Source organism: Salinispora oceanensis, from assembly GCF_000383575.1.
GTDB classification, from domain to species: domain Bacteria; phylum Actinomycetota; class Actinomycetes; order Mycobacteriales; family Micromonosporaceae; genus Micromonospora; species Micromonospora oceanensis.
In genome coordinates this window covers 2,399,743-2,419,156 of sequence record NZ_KB911579.1, presented here as the reverse complement: position 1 = coordinate 2,419,156, position 19,414 = coordinate 2,399,743, and the positions used below count along the sequence as shown (strand labels likewise).

Annotated in this window: 17 protein-coding genes and 1 riboswitch; of the genes, 7 read left to right on the top strand and 10 right to left on the bottom strand. The window is 70.1% G+C overall.

The window, feature by feature from the left end; all coding sequences use genetic code 11:
- Positions 1–27: 27 nt before the first annotated feature.
- Positions 28–1,839 carry a glycerol-3-phosphate dehydrogenase/oxidase gene (locus SALPAC4_RS0111340; protein ID WP_019870417.1) on the bottom strand — a complete coding sequence of 604 codons (1,812 nt, stop codon included), beginning with the start codon at positions 1,837–1,839 and terminating at the stop codon, positions 28–30.
- 160 nt (positions 1,840–1,999) lie between these two features.
- Between SALPAC4_RS0111340 and SALPAC4_RS0111335 the strand changes: the two genes are divergently transcribed.
- From SALPAC4_RS0111335 to SALPAC4_RS0111325, 3 genes are all read left to right on the top strand, one after another.
- Positions 2,000–4,456, top strand: coding sequence for a S8 family serine peptidase (locus tag SALPAC4_RS0111335; RefSeq protein ID WP_019870416.1), 2,457 nt, complete (start codon positions 2,000–2,002; stop codon positions 4,454–4,456).
- A 15-nt stretch (positions 4,457–4,471) separates the two neighbouring features.
- Positions 4,472–5,401, top strand: a complete 930-nt coding sequence (locus SALPAC4_RS0111330; RefSeq protein WP_019870415.1) for a GNAT family N-acetyltransferase — start codon at positions 4,472–4,474, stop codon at positions 5,399–5,401.
- An 86-nt stretch (positions 5,402–5,487) separates the two neighbouring features.
- Positions 5,488–5,691 (top strand): hypothetical protein, encoded by a 204-nt coding sequence (locus tag SALPAC4_RS0111325; RefSeq protein ID WP_018730316.1) that lies wholly within the window; start codon positions 5,488–5,490, stop codon positions 5,689–5,691.
- Positions 5,692–5,749: 58 nt separating this feature from the next.
- Here the strand turns inward: SALPAC4_RS0111325 and groL are convergent, their stop codons facing one another.
- Together groL and SALPAC4_RS0111310 are read right to left on the bottom strand one after the other, a co-directional pair.
- Positions 5,750–7,372 (bottom strand): chaperonin GroEL, encoded by a 1,623-nt coding sequence (gene groL, locus SALPAC4_RS0111320; protein WP_018218064.1) that lies wholly within the window; start codon positions 7,370–7,372, stop codon positions 5,750–5,752.
- A 642-nt stretch (positions 7,373–8,014) separates the two neighbouring features.
- Entirely contained in the window at positions 8,015–8,218 is a 204-nt protein-coding gene (locus SALPAC4_RS0111310; RefSeq protein WP_007073263.1) for a cold-shock protein, read from the bottom strand.
- Positions 8,219–8,429: 211 nt separating this feature from the next.
- Between SALPAC4_RS0111310 and SALPAC4_RS0111305 the strand changes: the two genes are divergently transcribed.
- Positions 8,430–8,966, top strand: coding sequence for a GNAT family N-acetyltransferase (locus tag SALPAC4_RS0111305; protein ID WP_019870413.1), 537 nt, complete (start codon positions 8,430–8,432; stop codon positions 8,964–8,966).
- Positions 8,967–9,146: 180 nt separating this feature from the next.
- The gene (locus SALPAC4_RS0111300; RefSeq protein ID WP_033664106.1) at positions 9,147–9,986 is read left to right on the top strand and encodes an SAM-dependent methyltransferase; all 840 of its coding nucleotides are present in this window, start codon (positions 9,147–9,149) and stop codon (positions 9,984–9,986) included.
- 144 nt (positions 9,987–10,130) lie between these two features.
- On the opposite strand, the gene paaN is transcribed toward SALPAC4_RS0111300, so the two are convergent.
- The 3 genes from paaN to thrC form a co-directional block, all read right to left on the bottom strand.
- A complete protein-coding gene (gene paaN, locus SALPAC4_RS0111295) occupies positions 10,131–11,804 on the bottom strand; it encodes a phenylacetic acid degradation protein PaaN (RefSeq protein ID WP_019870411.1) in 1,674 nt (557 codons plus the stop codon).
- A gap of 52 nt (positions 11,805–11,856) precedes the next feature.
- Positions 11,857–12,855 carry a GNAT family N-acetyltransferase gene (locus tag SALPAC4_RS0111290; protein ID WP_019870410.1) on the bottom strand — a complete coding sequence of 333 codons (999 nt, stop codon included), beginning with the start codon at positions 12,853–12,855 and terminating at the stop codon, positions 11,857–11,859.
- A 271-nt stretch (positions 12,856–13,126) separates the two neighbouring features.
- Complete coding sequence (gene thrC / locus SALPAC4_RS0111285; protein WP_018730321.1) at positions 13,127–14,413, bottom strand: threonine synthase; 1,287 nt, start codon at positions 14,411–14,413, stop codon at positions 13,127–13,129.
- A 10-nt stretch (positions 14,414–14,423) separates the two neighbouring features.
- Positions 14,424–14,558: riboswitch (SAM riboswitch) on the bottom strand.
- Between the two features lie 1,603 nt (positions 14,559–16,161).
- Here thrC and SALPAC4_RS0111275 point away from each other — a divergent pair.
- On the top strand, positions 16,162–16,923 hold the full coding sequence (locus SALPAC4_RS0111275) for an LPXTG cell wall anchor domain-containing protein (protein ID WP_019870409.1): 762 nt from the start codon (positions 16,162–16,164) through the stop codon (positions 16,921–16,923).
- Between the two features lie 199 nt (positions 16,924–17,122).
- Entirely contained in the window at positions 17,123–17,587 is a 465-nt protein-coding gene (locus SALPAC4_RS0111270) for a hypothetical protein (RefSeq protein ID WP_019870408.1), read from the top strand.
- 87 nt (positions 17,588–17,674) lie between these two features.
- Here SALPAC4_RS0111270 and SALPAC4_RS0111265 read toward each other — a convergent pair whose 3' ends face one another.
- The 4 genes from SALPAC4_RS0111265 to SALPAC4_RS0111250 all read right to left on the bottom strand — a co-directional run bounded on the left by SALPAC4_RS0111265 (position 17,675) and on the right by SALPAC4_RS0111250 (position 19,010).
- Complete coding sequence (locus SALPAC4_RS0111265) at positions 17,675–17,875, bottom strand: winged helix-turn-helix domain-containing protein (protein WP_019870407.1); 201 nt, start codon at positions 17,873–17,875, stop codon at positions 17,675–17,677.
- Between the two features lie 194 nt (positions 17,876–18,069).
- On the bottom strand, positions 18,070–18,306 hold the full coding sequence (locus tag SALPAC4_RS26450) for a GntR family transcriptional regulator (protein ID WP_027644643.1): 237 nt from the start codon (positions 18,304–18,306) through the stop codon (positions 18,070–18,072).
- Positions 18,307–18,427: 121 nt separating this feature from the next.
- Positions 18,428–18,655, bottom strand: coding sequence for a winged helix-turn-helix domain-containing protein (locus SALPAC4_RS0111255; RefSeq protein WP_019870406.1), 228 nt, complete (start codon positions 18,653–18,655; stop codon positions 18,428–18,430).
- A 154-nt stretch (positions 18,656–18,809) separates the two neighbouring features.
- Positions 18,810–19,010, bottom strand: coding sequence for a winged helix-turn-helix domain-containing protein (locus SALPAC4_RS0111250; RefSeq protein ID WP_239061300.1), 201 nt, complete (start codon positions 19,008–19,010; stop codon positions 18,810–18,812).
- Positions 19,011–19,414 lie beyond the last annotated feature (404 nt).

Below are 19,414 nucleotides of genomic sequence, written 5' to 3'. Positions count from 1 at the left end.
GGCAAACTGCGCTGACCAGCGCCGTGGCTACGGGGAGGGGGCGGCGCGCTCCACCGAATCCCCGTCCCCCCGGTCGGCGGCGAAGCCACGGACGTCGGGTGCGCCGAGCCGGGCCGTGTCGGCCGTCGCGTCATCCGGCATCAGCTGCGAGTTACGCTCCGCCGCCACCCGCGCCCGGTAGTGCGCCACCTCCCGGGCTCGGGCCTCGGCGCTCCAGCCCAGCACCGCGCCCATCAGCTCCGCGGTGTGTTCGGCGGACTCCAGGCCACGATGCGCGGTCTCGATGGAGATCCGGGTCCGCCGGTCCAGCACGTCCTCCAGGTGCAGCGCCCCCTCGGCCCGGGTCGCGTAGGTCACCTCGGCGGCCAGGTACTCCGGGGCGCCGGCCAACGGCGAGCCGAGCAACGGGTCGGCGTCGATCAGGGCCAACAACTCCAGGGCGAGGCTGCCGTAGCGCTCCAGCAGATGTTCGACCACGCCGACCGGCACCCCGTGCCGGCGGGCCAGGTCCGCGCGGTCCCGCCACATCGCCGCGTACCCGTCGGCGCCGAGCAACGGCAGGTCGGCCGTACGCGACCGCCGCGCCGCGCCGAGCCGGTGCGCCGCCCGGTCGACCACGTCCGCGGCCATCACCCGGTACGTCGTGTACTTGCCCCCGGCGACCAGCAGCAGCCCGAGCATCGGCTCGATCACCGCGTGTTCTCGAGACAGCTTGGAGGTGGAATCCGCCTCGCCGGCCAGCAGCGGTCGCAGACCCGCGTACACGCCTTCGATGTCGGCGGTGGTCAGCGGCCGGTCCAGAACGGTGTTGACCTGTGCCAGCAGGTACTCGATGTCCCGGGCGGAGGCCGCGGGGTGGGAGCGGTCCAGCCGCCAGTCGGTGTCGGTTGTACCGATGATCCAGTGCCCACCCCAGGGGATGACGAAGAGCACGCTGGTGGCGGTCCGCAGGATCAGCCCGGTCTCGCCGGTGATCGCCGATCGGGGCACCACCAGGTGCACGCCTTTCGAGGCCCGGACCCGGATCCGGGGGCGTAGCCCGACATCGTCGAGCATCCGCGACATGTCGTCGCTCCACACCCCGGTCGCGGCGATCACCGTGCGGGCCCGTACCTCGAACTCGGCGTCCGGGGAGTCCGCCGGCGCCTCCAGGTCCCGAACCCGGACCCCGGTCACCTCGCGGGCCTGCCGGATCAGACCGACGGCCCGGGCGCTGGTGACCACGGTCGCGCCGAGGCTGGCGGCGGTCCGGACGAGGGTGACCACCAGCCGCGCGTCGTCGACCTGGCCGTCGTAGTAACGGATCGCGCCGGCCAGCCCCTCCGCCTTGAGGCTCGGGAAGGTCCGACGGGCGCCCTCCCGGGTCAGGTGCCGGTGCAGCGGCATCCCCCGGCCGCCGCCGAAGACCCCGGCGAACGCGTCGTACGCCGCCACGCCCGCGCCGTAGTAGGAGCGGCGCAGCATCCGGGCCGGCAGGTCCCGGAGCCCGCCGCCGGGCAGCGGGACCAGAAACGGCACCGGGCGGACCAGGTGCGGCGCGAGCCGGGTGGCCAGCAGGCCCCGCTCGGTGAGCGCCTCGTGGACCAGGCCGAACTCGAGCTGTTCGAGGTAGCGCAGGCCACCGTGGATCAGCTTGCTGGACCGGCTGGACGTGCCGGCCGCGTAGTCGCGCGCCTCAACGAGGGCGACCTTCAGGCCACGCGAGGCGGCGTCCAGAGCGGCGCCAGCGCCGGTGACCCCGCCGCCAATGATCAGGACATCGAAGTGCTCGGCCGCGAGACTACGCAGGTCGGCGGTGCGCCGCTGCGGAGAGAGCTGGCTGGCCGTCGCTCGGGACACATTCGGGTCACGCACACCTCCACGGTAGCCCTCCCCGTCCCGGCCCGGGCAGCAGCGAATTCTGGGGCACTCCGCCCCACCGTCGGCCCGGCGGTAGGGCGGAGTAGTACGGCAGTGTTTCCGACGACGTACCGCGGCGAATCCGACGACAACGTACGGTGTGCCGGTGCAGCCCGGACCCTGGCCAGCCCACCCCTTCCCGAGCCCGGCCGGCCCACCGCCGCCGGCCATCGCGGGTGATCAGGGTGACCGTGCCGGCCCCGCACCGGTGGTCGCCGCCGTCCTCGTCGGCCTGTGGATCGTCGGCCTCACCGTGGTCACCCAGCTCGGCGGCTGGGTGACCGACCAACTCCTCCTCCTGGTCGGCGTGGACCGGTTGGTCTGGCTCTGGCCGGTAGTCACTGTCGCGGTGGTGCTCCTGGCCGGCATGCCCACCCTGCTGCTCGCCGTGCTGCCCCGTTCCCGCGTGGTCCGCACCGTCGGCCAGCTCTGGCTGGTGGGTCTGCTGGTGTTCGGCGCGCTGAGCCTGCCACGGGCGCTGCCACCGGTGCAGCACGAGGCGTATCTGGCGACGCTCGCCGGCACGGCCGGGCTGGCCACCCTGATCATCCACCGGTTGGTCGCCCACCGGATCGCGCCGCGGGGCCCGGAGAGCGAGTCGGACCGGCTCCGGCGGCGCGACCCACGCCCCGCCCCGGTGACGCTGTTCGGGCTCACCGGCGGCCTGGCCCTGCTGCTGCCGTGGGTCTGGGTCGGCGCGCTCGGTGGACTACTGGAGACGCTGCTCGCCGCACTCGCGGCCACGGCCGTGGGTGGCTTGGCAGCGACACTCCTGACCGGTGCCTTCTGGTCCCGCCGCAGCGCCGACACTCCACCCCGACCAGGCCAGCTGGTGCTGGTGGACGGTCTGGTCGCCGGCGTCGTTCTGCTGCTGCTCGGGGCAGGAGTCGGGCAGTCCGGCGCCCAGCTGCCGCTGCTGCTGGTGCTGCCGCCGGCCGGCTTCGCACTGGCGGCGTTGGCCGCCGCCGCCCGGCGGACAGCGACCGGCGTCGGGCCCGCCACCGCCGGGCTGGTGGGGCTGAGCGTCTTCGGCCCACTCGCCTGGGCCGACCCGGAGGAGGTCAGCCTGGTGCTGGCCGACGCCCGGGACGTGCCCTTCTGGGTGGCGGTCGCCACTGGCGCCGGCCTCACCGTCGCGGTCCTGCTCGCCATCGGCTACGGGGTGATGCTCGGCCGACGTCCCGGCGCCCGGCCCAGTCGGCTGGTGGCCGGGGTGGCGGCGGCCACCCTGCTGGTGACGACCGGGGCGGTAGCCGTCGGGCCGGGACAACCCGGGCTGCATGGGGAACGGCTCTTCGCGGTGCTCCGGGAGCAGGCCGACCTGAGCGGCGTCCCCGCCGCCACCGGGCGCGCCGGTCGCGACCGCCGGGCCGCCGAGGTCTACCAGCGGCTGGTGGAGACCGCCGAGCGGACGCAGGCCGACCTGCGCCGGGAGCTGCGCCGGTTCCGGCTTGACCACACGCCCTACTACCTGGTCAACGCGATCGAGGTGGACGGCGGGCCGCTGGTGCGGGCCTGGCTGGCGGACCGTCCCGAGGTGGATCGGGTGCTGATCAGCCAGCGGGTCCGCCCACTACCCGCGCCCGCCCCCGTCGCCCGGGGAGACGCCGCACCGCCGCCGGGCGCGGAGTGGAACATCCGGCTGATCCGCGCCGACCGGGTCTGGTCGGAGCTGGGGATCACCGGTACGGGGGTGACCGTGGGCAGCTCCGACTCGGGGGTGGACGGCACCCATCCGGGGCTGGCGGCCGGTTTCCGTGGCGGGGACGACTCGTGGTTTGACCCCTGGAACGCCACCTCGGCCCCGCGGGACCGGGGCGGGCACGGCACCCACACGCTCGGCAGCGCGGTCGGTCGGGACGGGGTCGGGGTCGCCCCCGGGGCCACCTGGACCGGCTGCGTCAATCTGGACCGTAACCTCGGCAACCCCGCGCTCTATCTGGACTGCCTCCAGTTCATGCTGGCGCCCTTCCCCGTTGGCGGGGATCCGTTCCGCGACGGTCGCCCACACCGCGCGCCGGAGATTCTCACCAATTCGTGGGCCTGCCCCGCGCTGGAGGGCTGCGACCCTGGCGCACTCCAGCCGGCTGTTGCGGCCCTGGCCGCTGCCGGGATCCTCGTGGTGGTCGCCGCGGGCAACACCGGTCCCCGCTGCCGCTCGATCGAGGATTCCCCGGCCTTCCACCCGGATGTCCTGACCGTCGGCGCGGTTGACCGGCAGCGACGGGTGGCCGACTTCTCCTCGCGCGGCCCGGGCCCCGACGGCGGTACCAAGCCGGACCTGGTCGCCCCCGGCGCGGAGGTGCTCAGCGCGCTGCCGGGTGGCGGGTACGGCGCGCTCAGCGGCACGTCGATGGCGACGCCGCAGGTGGCCGGGGTGGCGGCGCTGATGTGGTCGGCCAATCCGGCGTTGATCGGGGATCTACCTCGGACGCGCCAGATCCTGACCGAGACGGCCACCGCGGTCCAGGTCAACGACGACTGCGGCGACCCCACGCAGGTCGCGGGCGCCGGCTTGGTGGACGCGTACGCCGCTGTCCGCGCCGCCCGAGGTTGACTAGGGTCAGCGTCCATGGATCTCAAGGTCACCGAGCTGACGCCGGAGCAGCTACCGACCGTGATCGAGCTGTGCGGCCGGTCTCTGGATCTGCCGGATGACGCCGCCGAGGCGGGGGCGATCGTGGAGACGCTCTGGCCGCGGGCGGCCGCGCACCGCCCCGTCGTCGCGCTGGGCGCGCACCGGGACGACCGGCTCATCGGCGTACTGCTCGGCTCACTCTCCACGCCGAGCAGCCCAGCCGGGCATGTGGACCTGATCGCGGTGGAGCCGGCGCACCGGCGGCGGGGCGTGGCGCGGGCGCTGGTGTCGCGCGCCGAGCAACGGCTCGCCGGCCTCGGGGCGAGAGAGGTGCTGCTGGCCGGCAACCCGCCGTACTATGCCTGGCCCGGCATTGATGTGCGCTACACGCCGGCGATCTGTGCGGCGGAGGCGCTCGGGTACACCCGGGACGGCACGGCCTGGAACATGACCGCCGACCTCTCCTGCACCGAGAGCCCGGCGCTGCGGACGACGACACCGGCGGAGCAGCGGCTGGCCGGTCAGGGGGTGACGGTACGGCGGGCGGAGCCGGCGGATCTGCCGGCGCTAACGGCGTTCGCGTCGGGGACCTTCGACGGCGCCTGGGCCGTGGAGGTGGCCGAGTCGATCGGCCGGGACCGGGCCGGCTGCCATCTCGCCGAGCGCGACGGCGACCTCCTCGGCTTCGCCGCCTGGGGTTCGTCCCGGCCGGGTTGGTTCGGCCCGATGGGCACCGCGCCGGCCGCGGCGGGGTCCGGGATCGGTGGGGTGCTGCTGCGTCGCTGCCTCGCCGACCAGCGGGCCGCGGGGATCGCGCAGGCGCAGATTGGTTGGGTGGGGCCGGTTCGGTTCTACTCGGGCAGCGCGGGCGCCTGGATCGAGCGGGTCTTCTTCGGGTACCGGCGGAGCCTCGGGGAGCAATAACCGGCGAATAGGATAGATCATCCGATAGCGTCATTCGCCCCCATTAGCCGGCAACGGCCCCTACCGTTTCGGTGAAGGAGGCCCACATGACGACGGACGACGAACAGCCCGGGCCACCGTTGCCCGTTGACCGCCTCGACTTCGGCGACGCCGAACAGCAGGCGGAGATGGACGGCGCCGACGAGCCGCCCGTTGACGAACCGGTGCCGGTCGTGGACGAGCCGGTCCCGGCGCCCCAGCCGTACGACCAGACGCAGAAGCGGCGCAACCAACGGCCGCTGCCAACGTGAACACGCAGCGGGGCGGACCGCTGAACGGCCCGCCCCGCTGGTCTCGCGAAAACTGGACTCAGAAGTCCATTTCCCCGCCGCCCGGGCCAGCCGGGGCAGCCGGGGTCTTCTCCGGCTTGTCCGCCACGACGGCCTCGGTGGTGAGGAAGAGTGCCGCGATCGACGACGCGTTCTGCAGCGCCGAACGGGTCACCTTGGCCGGGTCGATGATGCCCGCGGCCATCAGGTCCACGTAGCCACCGGTCGCGGCGTTCAGGCCGTGGCCGGCCTCGATGCCACGAACGTGCTCGACGACAACGCCACCCTCGAGGCCGGCGTTGACGGCGATCTGCCGCAGCGGGCCGTCCAGCGCGATCTTGACGATCTGGGCGCCGGTCGCCTCGTCACCGGTCAGGTCGAGCTTGTCGAAGGCGGTCTTGCCGGCCTGCACCAGCGCGACGCCACCACCCGGGACGATGCCCTCCTCGACGGCAGCCTTCGCGTTGCGAACGGCGTCCTCGATGCGGTGCTTGCGCTCCTTCAGCTCGACCTCGGTGGCCGCGCCGACCTTGATCACCGCAACGCCGCCGGCCAGCTTGGCCAGCCGCTCCTGCAGCTTCTCCCGGTCGTAGTCGGAGTCGCTCTTGTCGATCTCGGCCCGGATCTGGTTGACCCGACCCTGGATCTGCTCGGCGTCGCCGGCACCGTCGACGATCGTGGTCTCGTCCTTGGTCACCACGACCTTACGGGCGCGACCCACCATCTCGAGGCTGACGGCGTCCAGCTTGAGGCCGACCTCCTCGCTGATGACCTGGCCACCGGTGAGGATGGCGATGTCACCGAGCATGGCCTTGCGGCGGTCACCGAAGCCCGGGGCCTTGACGGCGACGGACTTGAAGGTGCCCCGGACCTTGTTGACGACCAGGGTCGCCAGGGCCTCGCCCTCGATGTCCTCGGCGATGATCAGCAGCGGCTTGCCCGACTGCATGACCTTCTCCAGGATCGGGAGCAGGTCCTTGACCGAGGAGATCTTGCTGTTGACGATCAGGATGTAGGGGTCGTCAAAGACGGCCTCCATCCGCTCCGGGTCGGTCATGAAGTACGCGGAGATGTAGCCCTTGTCGAAGCGCATACCCTCGGTGAGCTCAAGCTCCAGGCCGAAGGTGTTGCTCTCCTCGACGGTGATGACGCCTTCCTTGCCGACCTTGTCCATCGCCTCGGCGATGATCTCGCCGACGCTGGGGTCACCAGCGGAGATGGAGGCGGTGGAGGCGATCTGCTCCTTGGTCTCGACGTCCTTGGCGAGCTTCAGCAGCTCCTCCGAGACGCTGGCGACCGCGGTCTCGATGCCCCGCTTCAGGGCCATCGGGTTGGCGCCGGCGGCCACGTTACGCAGGCCCTCACGGACCATGGCCTGGGCCAGGACGGTCGCCGTCGTCGTGCCGTCACCGGCGACGTCGTCGGTCTTCTTCGCGACCTCCTTGACCAGCTCAGCGCCGATCTTCTCGTACGGGTCCTCGAGCTCGATCTCCTTGGCGATGCTCACACCATCGTTGGTGATGGTGGGAGCGCCCCACTTCTTCTCGAGCACGACGTTGCGGCCCTTGGGGCCGAGGGTCACCTTCACGGCGTCAGCGAGCTGGTTCATGCCCCGCTCGAGGCCGCGGCGAGCTTCCTCGTCGAACGCGATCATCTTGGCCATACGGCGTTGTCCTCCTGGACACTCACGGGCCACCCGAGAGGGTGTCTCCCGGATGGGCCGCCTGGTTACGCACCTTCAGACATCGCCACCTGGCGACGGCGACGTCCGTCGGCCGGGCCGGATAGCCCGCGACGACCGGCCAACTGCCGCACCCGCGTCCTGCGACGCCGCCGCGACCGTGGCCCTCCCGCCCCGACCATTGGCACTCACGGTATGCGAGTGCCAAGGACCTGTTTAGCACTCCCCCCTGCCGAGTGCAAGCACGATCGCCCAGGCAGTCGACTTCCACCGCCCGCCGAGCGACGTTCACCAGCCCCTCGCACGCCGACGCGCGGCAGCCACAACGACGAGCCCTACCCGCTGGTCAGGTAGGGCTCGGGAGGATGACAGTGCGGCACCGAGACCGCTGCGGCGCCGGAACAACAGCGCAGCGGTGGCCGCGCAAACAGGGACACGGCAGTACATGTCGTTAGCCGCGGCCAAACGCGGGAGCAGCTACCCGGCGAGAGCCGGATCACGAACGAGGAGCGGTGCGGGAAGCCGCGTGATCCCGACCGCGCGCCAGCCCGAGCCGGTCGGCTGGGCGGCGACGATTTTGGGGACGACCGTCACGCCGGTCGCCCCCAAGGCAGCGCCGCTCGCTCAGGCGACGACGCGCACCCGTTCGGCCTGCGGGCCCTTCTGACCTTGGGCGATCTCGAACTCCACCCGCTGGCCATCGTCCAGCGCCTTGTAGCCGTCCATCTCGATAGCAGAGAAGTGGACGAAGACGTCCTGCCCCCCGTCAACGGCGATGAAGCCGTAGCCCTTTTCGGCGTTGAACCACTTCACGGTGCCCTGTGCCACGGTGCACTTCCTAACTCTGCGCGACTCCACTCACCCCGGCCGAGCCGGCACACCGGCCGACGGGTGGTACCGGTTCGACGATCGGCGACGGCCGCTGAACCGGTGACCGAAATCGCACGCTACACGAGGCGTGACGACGGCGCACGGCCACAAATCGGACATACGCCGAGTGGACCCACATCGTCAGGCATCGTTGTGATAAATAACCGACATGACGAGCGATCCCACCCCGGGGCCGGCATCGACCCGGCGGGCGCGGGTCCGTCGGGTCCAGCCAGCCGACGCCGCCAGGATGCGGGCGCTGCGGCTGGAGATGCTCGCCGACGCACCGCTGGCCTTCCTGGAGACGCTGGCCGACGCGGCAGCCCGCCCCCACGCCGACTACGCGGCGCGCATCGCGTACACCTCGGCGGGCATCACCAACGCGCAGTTCGTCGCGGACCCGAGCGGCCGCCTGGTCGGACATGCCGGGGGCGCGACGACTCCGGATGAACCGGGGCTCACCGTCATCTTCGCCGTCTACATCACCCCGTCCTGGCGGGGCAGCGGGCTGCTCCCCGACCTGATCGACGCGGTGGCCGGCTGGTCCCGCGCCTGCGGTCGTCCGGAGCTGATGCTGGAGGTCGTGGTCGGTAACGAGCGGGCCTACCGGGCGTACCGTCGGTTGGGGTTCATCGACACCGGCCGCCGCCTTCCACACCCGACGATCCCGACGCTCACCGAGCTACAGATGCGTCGCCCGGCCTGAACGACGCGGTACGACGCCGACCAGGTTCGGACCACCGACACGAACCCCGACCGGCGGGCCCAGCCGGGGGGCGTACCCGGTGCCGCCCGGCTGGGCCCGCACTGATCACTGGGAATGCCGTCGGTGTCGATGTCCGGCTAGGCTGAATGCCGCCCGCTCCACGAGCATCCTTAGTAGGAGGTGACCGTGCCCAGCAGCAACCCGGCTACGGCAGATCAGCAGCGGACCGAATCGTCCACGATAGATAACGGTGTGCCACATTCCGCGCGGATCTACGACTACTGGCTCGGGGGTAAGGACAACTTCGCCGCTGACCGGGCCGTCGCCGAGGCCCTGATAGCGGCGATCCCGACGGTGCGGTCCATGGCCGCCGAGAACCGTCGATTTGTCCACCGCGTGGCCCGCTACCTGGTCGGGCAGGCCGGCGTGCGGCAGTTCCTGGACGTCGGCACCGGCATCCCCACCAGGCCGAATCTGCACGAGGTAGCCCAGCAGATCGCCCCGGAGACCCGAGTGGTCTATGTCGACAATGACCCCATTGTCCTAGCCCACGCCCGGGCCCTGATGATCAGTACCGAGCAGGGGCGCAGCGAGTACCTCCACGCTGACCTGCGGGAGCCGGGGTTGATTGTCAACCACCGGAAACTGCGCGAGGTGCTTGACCTTGACCAGCCGGTCGCGCTGACGATAATCGCGACCCTGATGCTGCTCGAGGACGCCGACGACCCGTGGCGCAAGATTCGGGTACTGATGGACGCCCTGCCGTCCGGTAGCTACGTGGCGATTACCCATCCGACCGGCGACTTCAACCCCGAGGCCGTCAAGACGGCCGTGGACGCTGCCGTTGGCAGCGGCATGACCCTCGTGCCCCGCAGCCGCGACGAGGTCGCCCGGTTCTTCGAGGGTTGGGAACTGGTGGAGCCGGGAATCGTCCCGGTGGCGGCCTGGCAGCCCGACGACGGCGCGCCCACCGACCCGCACGCCGCCTACTACTGGGCCGGCATCGCTCGCAAGCCCTAGCTCGTCTTCGTTTTGCCAGCAGCCTGGCACCGGGCGGACAACACCGCGAAGGAGTCGTCCGCCCGGAACCGACCACGGCGCAGAGCATGAACGCGAGGCGTGAGCCGCGTTCGCGCGCCCGCAGCCGCGCGGGGCTGGGTCTGCTCAGACGTGGCGACGGCTCTGCACGATGCGGAACCGGTTGGCGACGTAGGCGCCATCGGTGAGAGCCGCGTTCGCCGCCGGGTTAGCGCCGCTGCCATGGAAGTCGGAGAAGGCCGCCGACTGGTTCACGAAGACACCTCCGGTCAGGTTCGCCGAAAGGTGCACCCCGACCTCAACCGCCGCCGTCTCGGCCGCGTCCAGCACCGCGTCCTCGGTGGAGTAGACCGCCGCGGTCAACGCACCCTGCTCACCCACCGTGGCGCGCAGGAGCTCCAGGCTGTGCTCGGTCGAGTCGGTCCCGATCACGAACGAGATCGGGCCAAACCACTCCCGGGTGTAGGTGGCGGTGTCGTCGGCGTTCAGCCGGACGATGGTCGGCGTCCGGACCACCGCGCCGGGGAAGGCCGGGTGGGTGACGGTACGGGAATCCAGCACCGACTCACCGACCTTGGTCACCTCGTCCAGCCGCTCCAACACCCCGTCGTTGACGATCGCACCGGTCAACTCCACGCCGCGCGCCGGATCGGCGGTGAGCTTGCCTACCGCCGCCGCGATGCCGGCCGCCACCTCGGCGAAGCTCTTGTGCCCCTGGTCGGTCTCGATGCCGTCCCGGGGAATCAGGATGTTCTGCGAGGTGGTGCACATCTGGCCGCTGTAGAGGGTCAGCGTGAAACCCAGGTTGCGGCACATCCCGCCGAAGTCGTCGGTGGAGTCGATCACCACCGCGTTCAGGCCGGCCTTCTCGGTGTAGACCTGCGCCTGCCGAGCGTTGGCCTCCAGCCAGTCGCCGTACTCGGAGGAGCCGGTGAAGTCGACGATCCGTACCGCCGGATGCTGGGCCAGCGTGGAGGCGAGCTTCTCGCCTGGCGCTTCGGCGGCGAGCTGCACCAGGTTCGGGTCGAAGCCGGCCTCGGCGAGCACCTGGCGCGCGTACCGCACCGTAATCGCGAGCGGCAGCACCGCGCGCGGGTGCGGCTTGACGATCACCGGGTTGCCGGTGACCAGCGAGGCGAAGAGCCCCGGGTACGAGTTCCAGGTCGGGAAGGTGTTGCAGCCGATCACCAGCGCGACGCCGCGCGGCACCACGTGGAAGGTCTTGGTCATCCGCAGCGGGTCGCCCTTGCCCGCCGCCTTCTCCCAGCCGGCCGTGCCCGGGTGCCGGGTCATCTCCGCGTACGCGTAGGCGAGCGCCTCCAACGCCCGGTCCAACGCGTGCGCCCCACCCGCCTGGAAGGCCATCACGAACGCCTGCCCACTGGTGAACTGCACCGCGTTGGCCAGCTCGAAGACGTTGCGGTGCAGCCGATCCAGGATCTCCAGGCAGACGCCGACCCGCGCCCGGGGGCCGGCGTCCCGCCACGACGGCAGTGCCGTGGCGGCGGCCGTGGTGAGGTGGTCGGCGCTCGCGTGCGGGTAGCCGACGCCCAGGTCGACGCCGAAGGGGCTGACCTCGGTCCGGACCGTGCTCCCGTCGCCGGCTTGGTCAAGGGGAAAGTCACGACCGAGGTACGCCTGGAAGGCCGCCTTGCCGTCGTCGGCGGCGGTCTCGCCGTACACCCGCGGGCTGGGCGACTCCGGGTAGGCCGACCAGTATCCGCGCTGCGAGATGGCGGTCAGCGCCCGGTCGAGGGTCTCGGCGTGCCTGTCGTACAGGGGGTGCGGGGTCTCCGTCATGCCCGACATCATGCAACAGATGCCAGCACGATCAGTAGGGCCGCGTCACAGATCAGATCGTCAACTGCCAGTTGGACCAGCGGTCCGCGACCCGGAACCCGAGCTGCTCGTTGATGGCGATCATGTGATCGTTGGCGGCGGCGTTGAAGGTGTTGATGACCCGCACCGCCGGTTCGTGGGACCGCAGGTACCGCAGGTTCTCGAGCTTGACGAGCAGGCCGAGACGGTGCCCCCGGTGCTCCGGGTCCACGATCGTGATCTGCTGGAGGGCGTGCCAGTCGACGGTGGCCGCCACGTCGAGCATGGTCCACCCAACGAGCCGGCCGGAAGCCCGATGGCGTACTCCGGTGTGGTAGCGACGTCGGCCGCGCGCGTCCAGGGCGACGTCGGTGGCCCGGACCCGTTCGGCGTCGTACCGCTCCGGCTCCCACGCCAGGTCCCCCATCGGCGCGTCGGCGATGAGGCGCCCCTCGAGGTAGGCGACGTCGGCCTGGTACTCCTCCGGGGTGTGGCCCTGCCAGAACACCAGCTGGTAGTCGGTGGCCCGGTCCTGGGCCTCAGCCAGCAGGCGGGCCAGCGCCGCGGGGTCGAGCTGGTCGAGGTCCAACCGGCGGCGGACGTCGGCCAGCACGGAGTCCGCCCCGAGGGTCCGGGCGAAGGCGGCACCGGCCGCCACCGTGTCCAGGGTCATCGCGGTCAGCCGCTTGCGCCGGTGTTCCCGGGCCAGCTCAACCGTGCGGTCGAAGAGCGCCCGCCCGACGCCCCGGCGCCGAGCGGCCGGATGCACCGTCAGGTCGACGAAGACGTTCTCGGTGTTGTCCAGCTGCGGCAACTCCAGGGTGACCAGGCCGGCGGCCGCACCGTCGAGGTGGGCCAGCAGGTGCACCGGCGCGTCGCCGGGCATCGGGTGCCGCACGGACCCGATGAACCGCTGCGGGCAGAAGAGCGGAAAGTCAGGCAGATCAACGGCGGCGGCTGCCGCCTCGACCTGAATGGCCGCGTCGATCGCGTGGTCGTCGGCGGGGCCGAAGGGGGTGATGGTGATGCCCATACCCGCAGCCTGCGCCACGAGGCGCTGGCCGGTCCAGTCATTATCGACGACCCCGGCTTGCCACCGGGCAGGAAATCAGTGCGGCGGCAGCAGGAAAATCTGGGGTGGTCGGGAGGGACTCCCACACAACGCCGCTGGCGCTGGGTCGAAAGAACAAAGTCTCCGGCGAGAGCCCTCCCGCGTTAGCTATTCTTCGTCAAGAAAAACCGGACGTCAAGCCCGCACGGGCAGTTTTCACGCAGTACGGCCGTACCGATCATCAATCGGCCGATCAACCCATCAGACCGGCGTCCCGGGCCGCGCGCAGCGACGCCTTGATCCGGTGGCTCGGGCCCGCCTGATCCGCCACCGCATCCAGGGTCTTGAGCCCCTCACCGGTATTAAAGATCACCGTCTCGGCGGTCGGGTCGAGCCGGCCGGACTCGACGAGCTTCCGCAGCACCGCCACGGTCACCCCGCCGGCGGTCTCGGCGAAGACCCCGGCGGTACGGGCGAGCAGCCGGATCCCGGCCCGGATCTCGTCGTCGTCGGCCGCCGCCATCCAACCGCCGGTACGGCGGACCGACTCCAGGGCGTACGGGCCGGCGGCCGGGTCACCGATGTTCAGCGACTTGGCGATGCCGGTCGGCTTGACCGGGTTGATGGTGTCACTGTCGGCGTGCAGGGCCGCGGCGATCGGGCTGCAACCCGCCGACTGCGCCCCGAACACCCGCCAGCCGCCGGCCGGCGCCTCGACCAGGCCGATCTCGACCAACTCGGCGAACGCCTTGTCGACCTTTGTGAGCAGCTCACCGGAGGCCATCGGAATCACCACCTGGGCGGGGATCCGCCAGCCGAGCTGCTCGGCCACCTCGTAGCCGAGCGTCTTCGACCCCTCGGCGTAGTAGGGCCGCACGTTGACGTTGACGAAGGCGGTGTCCTCGAACTCGTCGGTCTCCACCAGTTCGCCGCAGAGCCGGTTCACGTCGTCGTACGACCCGTCGATCGCGACCAGGTCCCCGCCGTACACGGCGGTGGTGAGCACCTTGCCCTGCTCCAGGTCGCTGGGGATGAACACCACAGACGGGGCGCCGGCGCGGGCGGCGTGCGCGGCGACCGAGTTGGCCAGGTTCCCGGTGGAGGCGCAGGCGAACCGGGTGAAGCCCAACGACCGGGCGGCGGTCAGCGCCACCGACACCACCCGGTCTTTGAACGAGTGGGTCGGGTTGGCGCTGTCGTCCTTGACCCAGAGCGGCGCGGTGAGGCCCAACTCGGCGGCCAGCCGCGGGGCCGCGACCAGCGGAGTGAAGCCCGGGTCGAGGGTGACCCGGGTGGCCGGGTCCTGGCCGACGGGCAGCAGCGGCGCGTACCGCCAGATGTTGCGCGGGCCGGCCTCGATCTGCTCGCGGGTGACGGCGGCCAGCGCGGCGGGGTCGTGGTCGACCTCCAGCGGGCCGAAGCACTCGTAACAGGCGTGCTGGGCGATGAGCGGGTAGCGGGCCGAGCAGGCGCGGCAGACCAGGGCGCGGGCCGGGCTGGCGGCGGGGTCGATCCCGGACGGGGCGAGGGTGGACGTCATCTCGAGATTCCTCTCATCTGCCCCCGCGTCGCACTCTGCGGCGGGGCCGGAATTGGCACCTGCCCCGCCGGTCACTCTGGGTGATCACGTGGGGTGGTTGCCGGGGCGTCTTCGGGCCGTGTCCCTCAGCCCCTCTGGATGAGGCATTCAGTTGTGCCGCCGAGTGTAAGCCGGCGATGACGGCCGATGACCGCCCGGTCCCATCCTGTGGCGAAATGTGATTCACCCCGCAACGGCACCGAGCCACCGCTCGACCCGGTCCACTGCCACAACGGCCACCCGTTACTCCCGGTGAGGGCCGGGGAGGTTTCCTTCCCGGGCGGTTGACGGGCCGGGGGAGGTTTCCGGACGCTCGCGGGCGGCTGGCGGTGGCGCGCGGCGACTAGTCCGCTCCGCCCACTGTCGAGCTGCCCCACCTGTGTGCCCGTTGCGCCCGGTTGACGAGGTCAGCTCGCCGCCCCCTGTGCCCGAAGGTGGCGGCAGCGCTCATGGTGGCCCTGCAGCGCGCCGAGCACAGCGGTCGATCTCGACGGCGCGGGCCTGGGGACGGGACCACGCGGAATCAGGACAGCAGGGTTTCTGAATCGCGTCCACCACTATGGCTGATCAGGACGGCGCTGATCCACACCGGGATTCTGCCCGCGAACGCTCCCGCCGTGCGGGCCAGCGGTCCGGGCGTGGCGACCCTGACCGCGGCGGCCCTGCTGACCGTCCATCCTGCTCGACCTCCTCGCCGCGCTCGCGGGGCTCACCCCGCTGGCCATCCCCGCCGGCAGCGGACCCCTACCCGAACTCGACCCTCGCTGGGAGAATCACCGTCCCACTACTGTGCCTCTCCGCCGCCGCGACATCGGCAGCGTTCGCCGCCCGCCAGCCTCGAAATCCCGGCCAATAGTCGATGGAACTACCAGCGGAGGAGCCAAGATGGGGAGAACAAGCGCCGGTTCGTTAGTACTAGGCGGCACCGTAGCCCTCCTGACGCTCTCATCCATCATCGCGTGCACGACAAAAACGAACCAGGAAAGCCCGCGCCAAGTTCAGCCAAGCGAAGCCGAGGAGCTACTTTCGGAAGCCGTGGCTCTGGCGCAGGCCGGCAAGTTTGCCGACCTGTGCCAGACTGCCGGCAGTCGGTCGAATTGCCGGTCGATTCTCGAGTTCACCACGTCTGAGGGACGGCTACCGAACGACGAGTGGCCGCTTGTGGTGGGCGTCAAGCGGTACCGGCCACCGACACAAGCGCGGAGCACCTGGTGTTACGCGTTCAGGGCCGGCTAGTCGATGGCGCGACCTACGAAACCGACTTTCCGGTGGTACGGGCGGACGGCGGAGAGGCGATCAGCCTTTACCCCATCTACTGGTCCGGAATGACATTTTCCGCAACTGCGCAATCGTGCAGCGCGCAGGTTGGAGAGGCTTGCGCCCAGACTCGGATTGATGCCCCACCGGGATAGTCCACCCACGGGCCCGCGCTTGGTCGTCCCGGATGCGATGCAACGGTTGCGTCACCGGGCGAGGCGGCACGGCCCGCCATCCTCGCGCTCCACGTCGTCAACGTCCGGCCAGTAGTTCGCCTCGACCTCACACCCAACCGTGACCACGCATAGCGAATGCCGCAGCAGGCCCAAATTGCGTCCCAAATGCCACCAACCGACACCAGTCCAACAAAGCGATCGGCACGGCATCCCACCCCCGACCCTTCTCATCCATTGGGGTAATGTCCCTCCTTCTACTTCACGGGAGGGAACCACATGCGTGGGAAGATCCTGGCTGGCGCCCTAATGGCGTTGGCTTTCTTTATTCCGGCAACACCGGCGGCGGCTGAGACCCCACCGCTTGGGCTGGACGAGTCCTGCCAGATGGTCGAGCGCAAGGTGTACAAGGACGTCCGCGAGCTCATCACCATTGACCCGGACACCGCCGAATACATCAAGGTGCGGATCTTGGTAGCCCAACTCCGGTCAGCGGCAAACGACCACTCGTTTGTCGCCACGCCTCGCGCACTGCAGACGGCGCTGAGCGGCAGCGAAGACGATCTCCGCACATTCCTCACGACAGACATCGAGGAAGTCTGGTTGACTGACCTGAGGATCAAGATCAGCCAGGCCCTGGCGGCCGGTGGCACCAACGTGGATGAGGCCGCGCAAGAGGTGTTGAACACCTCGAGCATGGACGCCCACCTGGCTTTCCTGAACGACGGCCTGTACGCCGCACGTGAGCTTGACTGCGCAGCTCAGGCCACACCGACACCGAGCGCCACGACCGCCGCACCGACCCCGAGCGCCACGGCTACTGCTTCGCCCACGGCGACTGCTTCGCCGACGGCCTCCGCTACTGACACGCCGACCCCTGCCCCCTCCGCCAGCCTGGGCGCCTCCGGCGGCGAGGGAGGTGGACTTCCCGTGACCGGCGCCAACACCGCGACCGTGGCCGGCATCGGCGGTGCGCTTCTGCTCCTCGGCGGCGCGGGCTACCTGATCGGACGCCGGCGTCGTACCCGCTTCGCTTCCTGACCCAGGCGCTTCGCGACACCCGGCTCGATATTGCGTCGGGTAGCCGTGATCAGCGAGCCACACGACCAGGTGAAGCTGGTTGACAACGGGCCACTCGTCTCCGGTACGCCGGGGCAGGTGGCCCGTTTGTCCGCCCAGGCAACGGCGGGCGGGCGTTCCAGACCACCCGCTACCGGGTTAGATACGGCGGCCGCACTATATGGGGGTGGAGTTGGACGGTCCGCTGGGGCGCTGGTGCGAGGAGACGTGCGGGATCTGCCCCGCGCAGATGCTCGCGCCCGGTCGGTTCGATGTCGTCGCCCGGCCAGCGACCGAATTGGCGTTCAATCGGCAGCTCGGCTGGCGGGCAACCCCCTCGGGGACCCCGGTGTGCGTGCACCCGTACCGGGTGGGGATGCCACCCGGGGCGTACGCGTCGGCTGGTGAGCCGGTGCCCGACCTGGCAAATTTGCAGGTCTTTGAGCCACCGGAGGAGGCGCTGGTGCTGCCCGATTCGCTGGATGATCTGAGTGCGTGGATGGTGGCGCAGCTGCGGACCACCGATTCGGATCGGATCTTCAGCACGGTGGCTCAGCTGGAGCGGGCTGCTGGGGAAAGGTTCGCACCCGGCGAGGTCGTGAAGATCCTGCGCCGGGTGCTGTCGGCGGAGATGGCCAGGGTCTAGACGGCCGCCGGCTTGGGTTCGTTGCCCACCCCAGCCGGCCGCTACCGGACCCCATTACCCCAGAGCTGGGCGTTCCGAGACGTACGTTTACTTGCCCTGCTGCCCCTCGACCAATCCACGCTCCCGAAGTATGCGCAGCGCGGTTTGGGCGGTGGTGACACTGATCTTGAAGTGGTCGGCAAGCTGCGCGTAGGTCGGCAGCTTGTCTCCAGGCGCAAGCTCACCCGCTCGAATCTGAGCAGTGATCGAGTCCACGACCCGAATGTAGTCAGCGGTACGGCGGGACATGACGGTGCACTCCTCGCGTGGTAACTCTCCGCTAGCAAATTTCATGCAACCCTGGACACCGACTCGGCCTGGGAACGCGCTATGTCAGCAACTACACCCTCGACCGGCGACCTAGATTGCACTCCCCTGCGGCGACCGGTGTCAACAAGGCTCGCCACGGACGGTCGCGAGGTCCGCCGCCGGCATCTAGCGCCTCAACGATCACTCGCTGGCGGAATGGCCACGAAGACGCCCATCCCCTGCCTACCCAGTAACTCGCCAGACTCAATAAGGATATCGACTGCTTTGCGCACTGTGACTGAACTCGTCTCATACTGGTCCGCAAGTTCCCGCGTGCTGGGCAACTTGTCACCAGGCTTGAGGATGCCCACCTTGATCCGAGCGCGAAGGTCATCCCGGATGACTCTCCAGAGCGGGACGGCATGAGGCATAGCCTCATCCAACCATTGGCATTTGCCAGGCCATGACGACGCCCGCTGGAGCCCCTCCGAATGCGCCTCGCGGCTTGGCACACCGGAGTAGCGCGCAGTGCGCGACGGGCAAGACCGAGCTTCAGCCGTTCGGCTGCCGGATATACACCCCTCGTCCCGGTGCGCCGACAGCGACTCCCCGGTCACGCAGCAGCGCCACGGCGCGGGCGGCCGTGGAGATTGAGACGGAGTAGAGATCGGCGAGCTGGGCGTAGGACGGCAACTTGGCACCTGGCTCATACTCACCAGCTTCGATCCGGACGGTGATATCCGCAGCGATGTCAGCATAGCTGAGCGGCAGTGCAGGCACGTCAGAGTCCTTTCGCCTAGGAGCTGGGACGACCCACTCGAGATGCGAAGGCCACCCACACCGAGGGCAAGCTGATCCGGCAGGGCTTTCGGCAGTGGCAGCCGCACTCACCCCAAGTACGAGGCAGGCCACATCCCACGTGCTACCTGACGTACTACCTCAGCTCTGGACGTTCCGAGACGTACGTTCCCTTGCCCTGGTGGCCCTCAACCAATCCACGTTCCCGAAGTATGCGCAGCGCGGTTTGGGCAGTGGTAACACTGATCTTGAAGTGGTCGGCGAGCTGCGCGTACGTCGGCAGCTTGTCTCCCGGCGCAAGCTCACCCGCTCGAATCTGAGCAGTGATCGAATCCACGACACGAATGTAGTCAGCGGTGCGGTTGGGCATGATGGGGCACTCCTCGCTCGGCCCACCCATTCCAACATGCCAGCTTCAACACCTACAACCTCGACGTTGACTTAGACACCTTAGACACTTACTGTCTGACGGGTGGTGCTCCTCGCTCGGCAGCTAGGTGCGCCGCTCCCTGCCGGGATCAAGACCGGCTTTTGCCGGGGCAGCTTGCGCCAACCCCGCAGCCTTTCGTGTTGGGTAACGCGCTGCCCCGGCATTCAGCAAAGAAGGGGGAGATCCACATGAGGGCCTCGAAGGCCTCGGCGGCCGGCGTGGCCTGGGCGACCGAGCAGGTGACAGCGCACCCGTGCGAGACATACCCCCGTATTGCTTCCGTCACCGCGCTGCTGGGGCGGAGCGGCGAG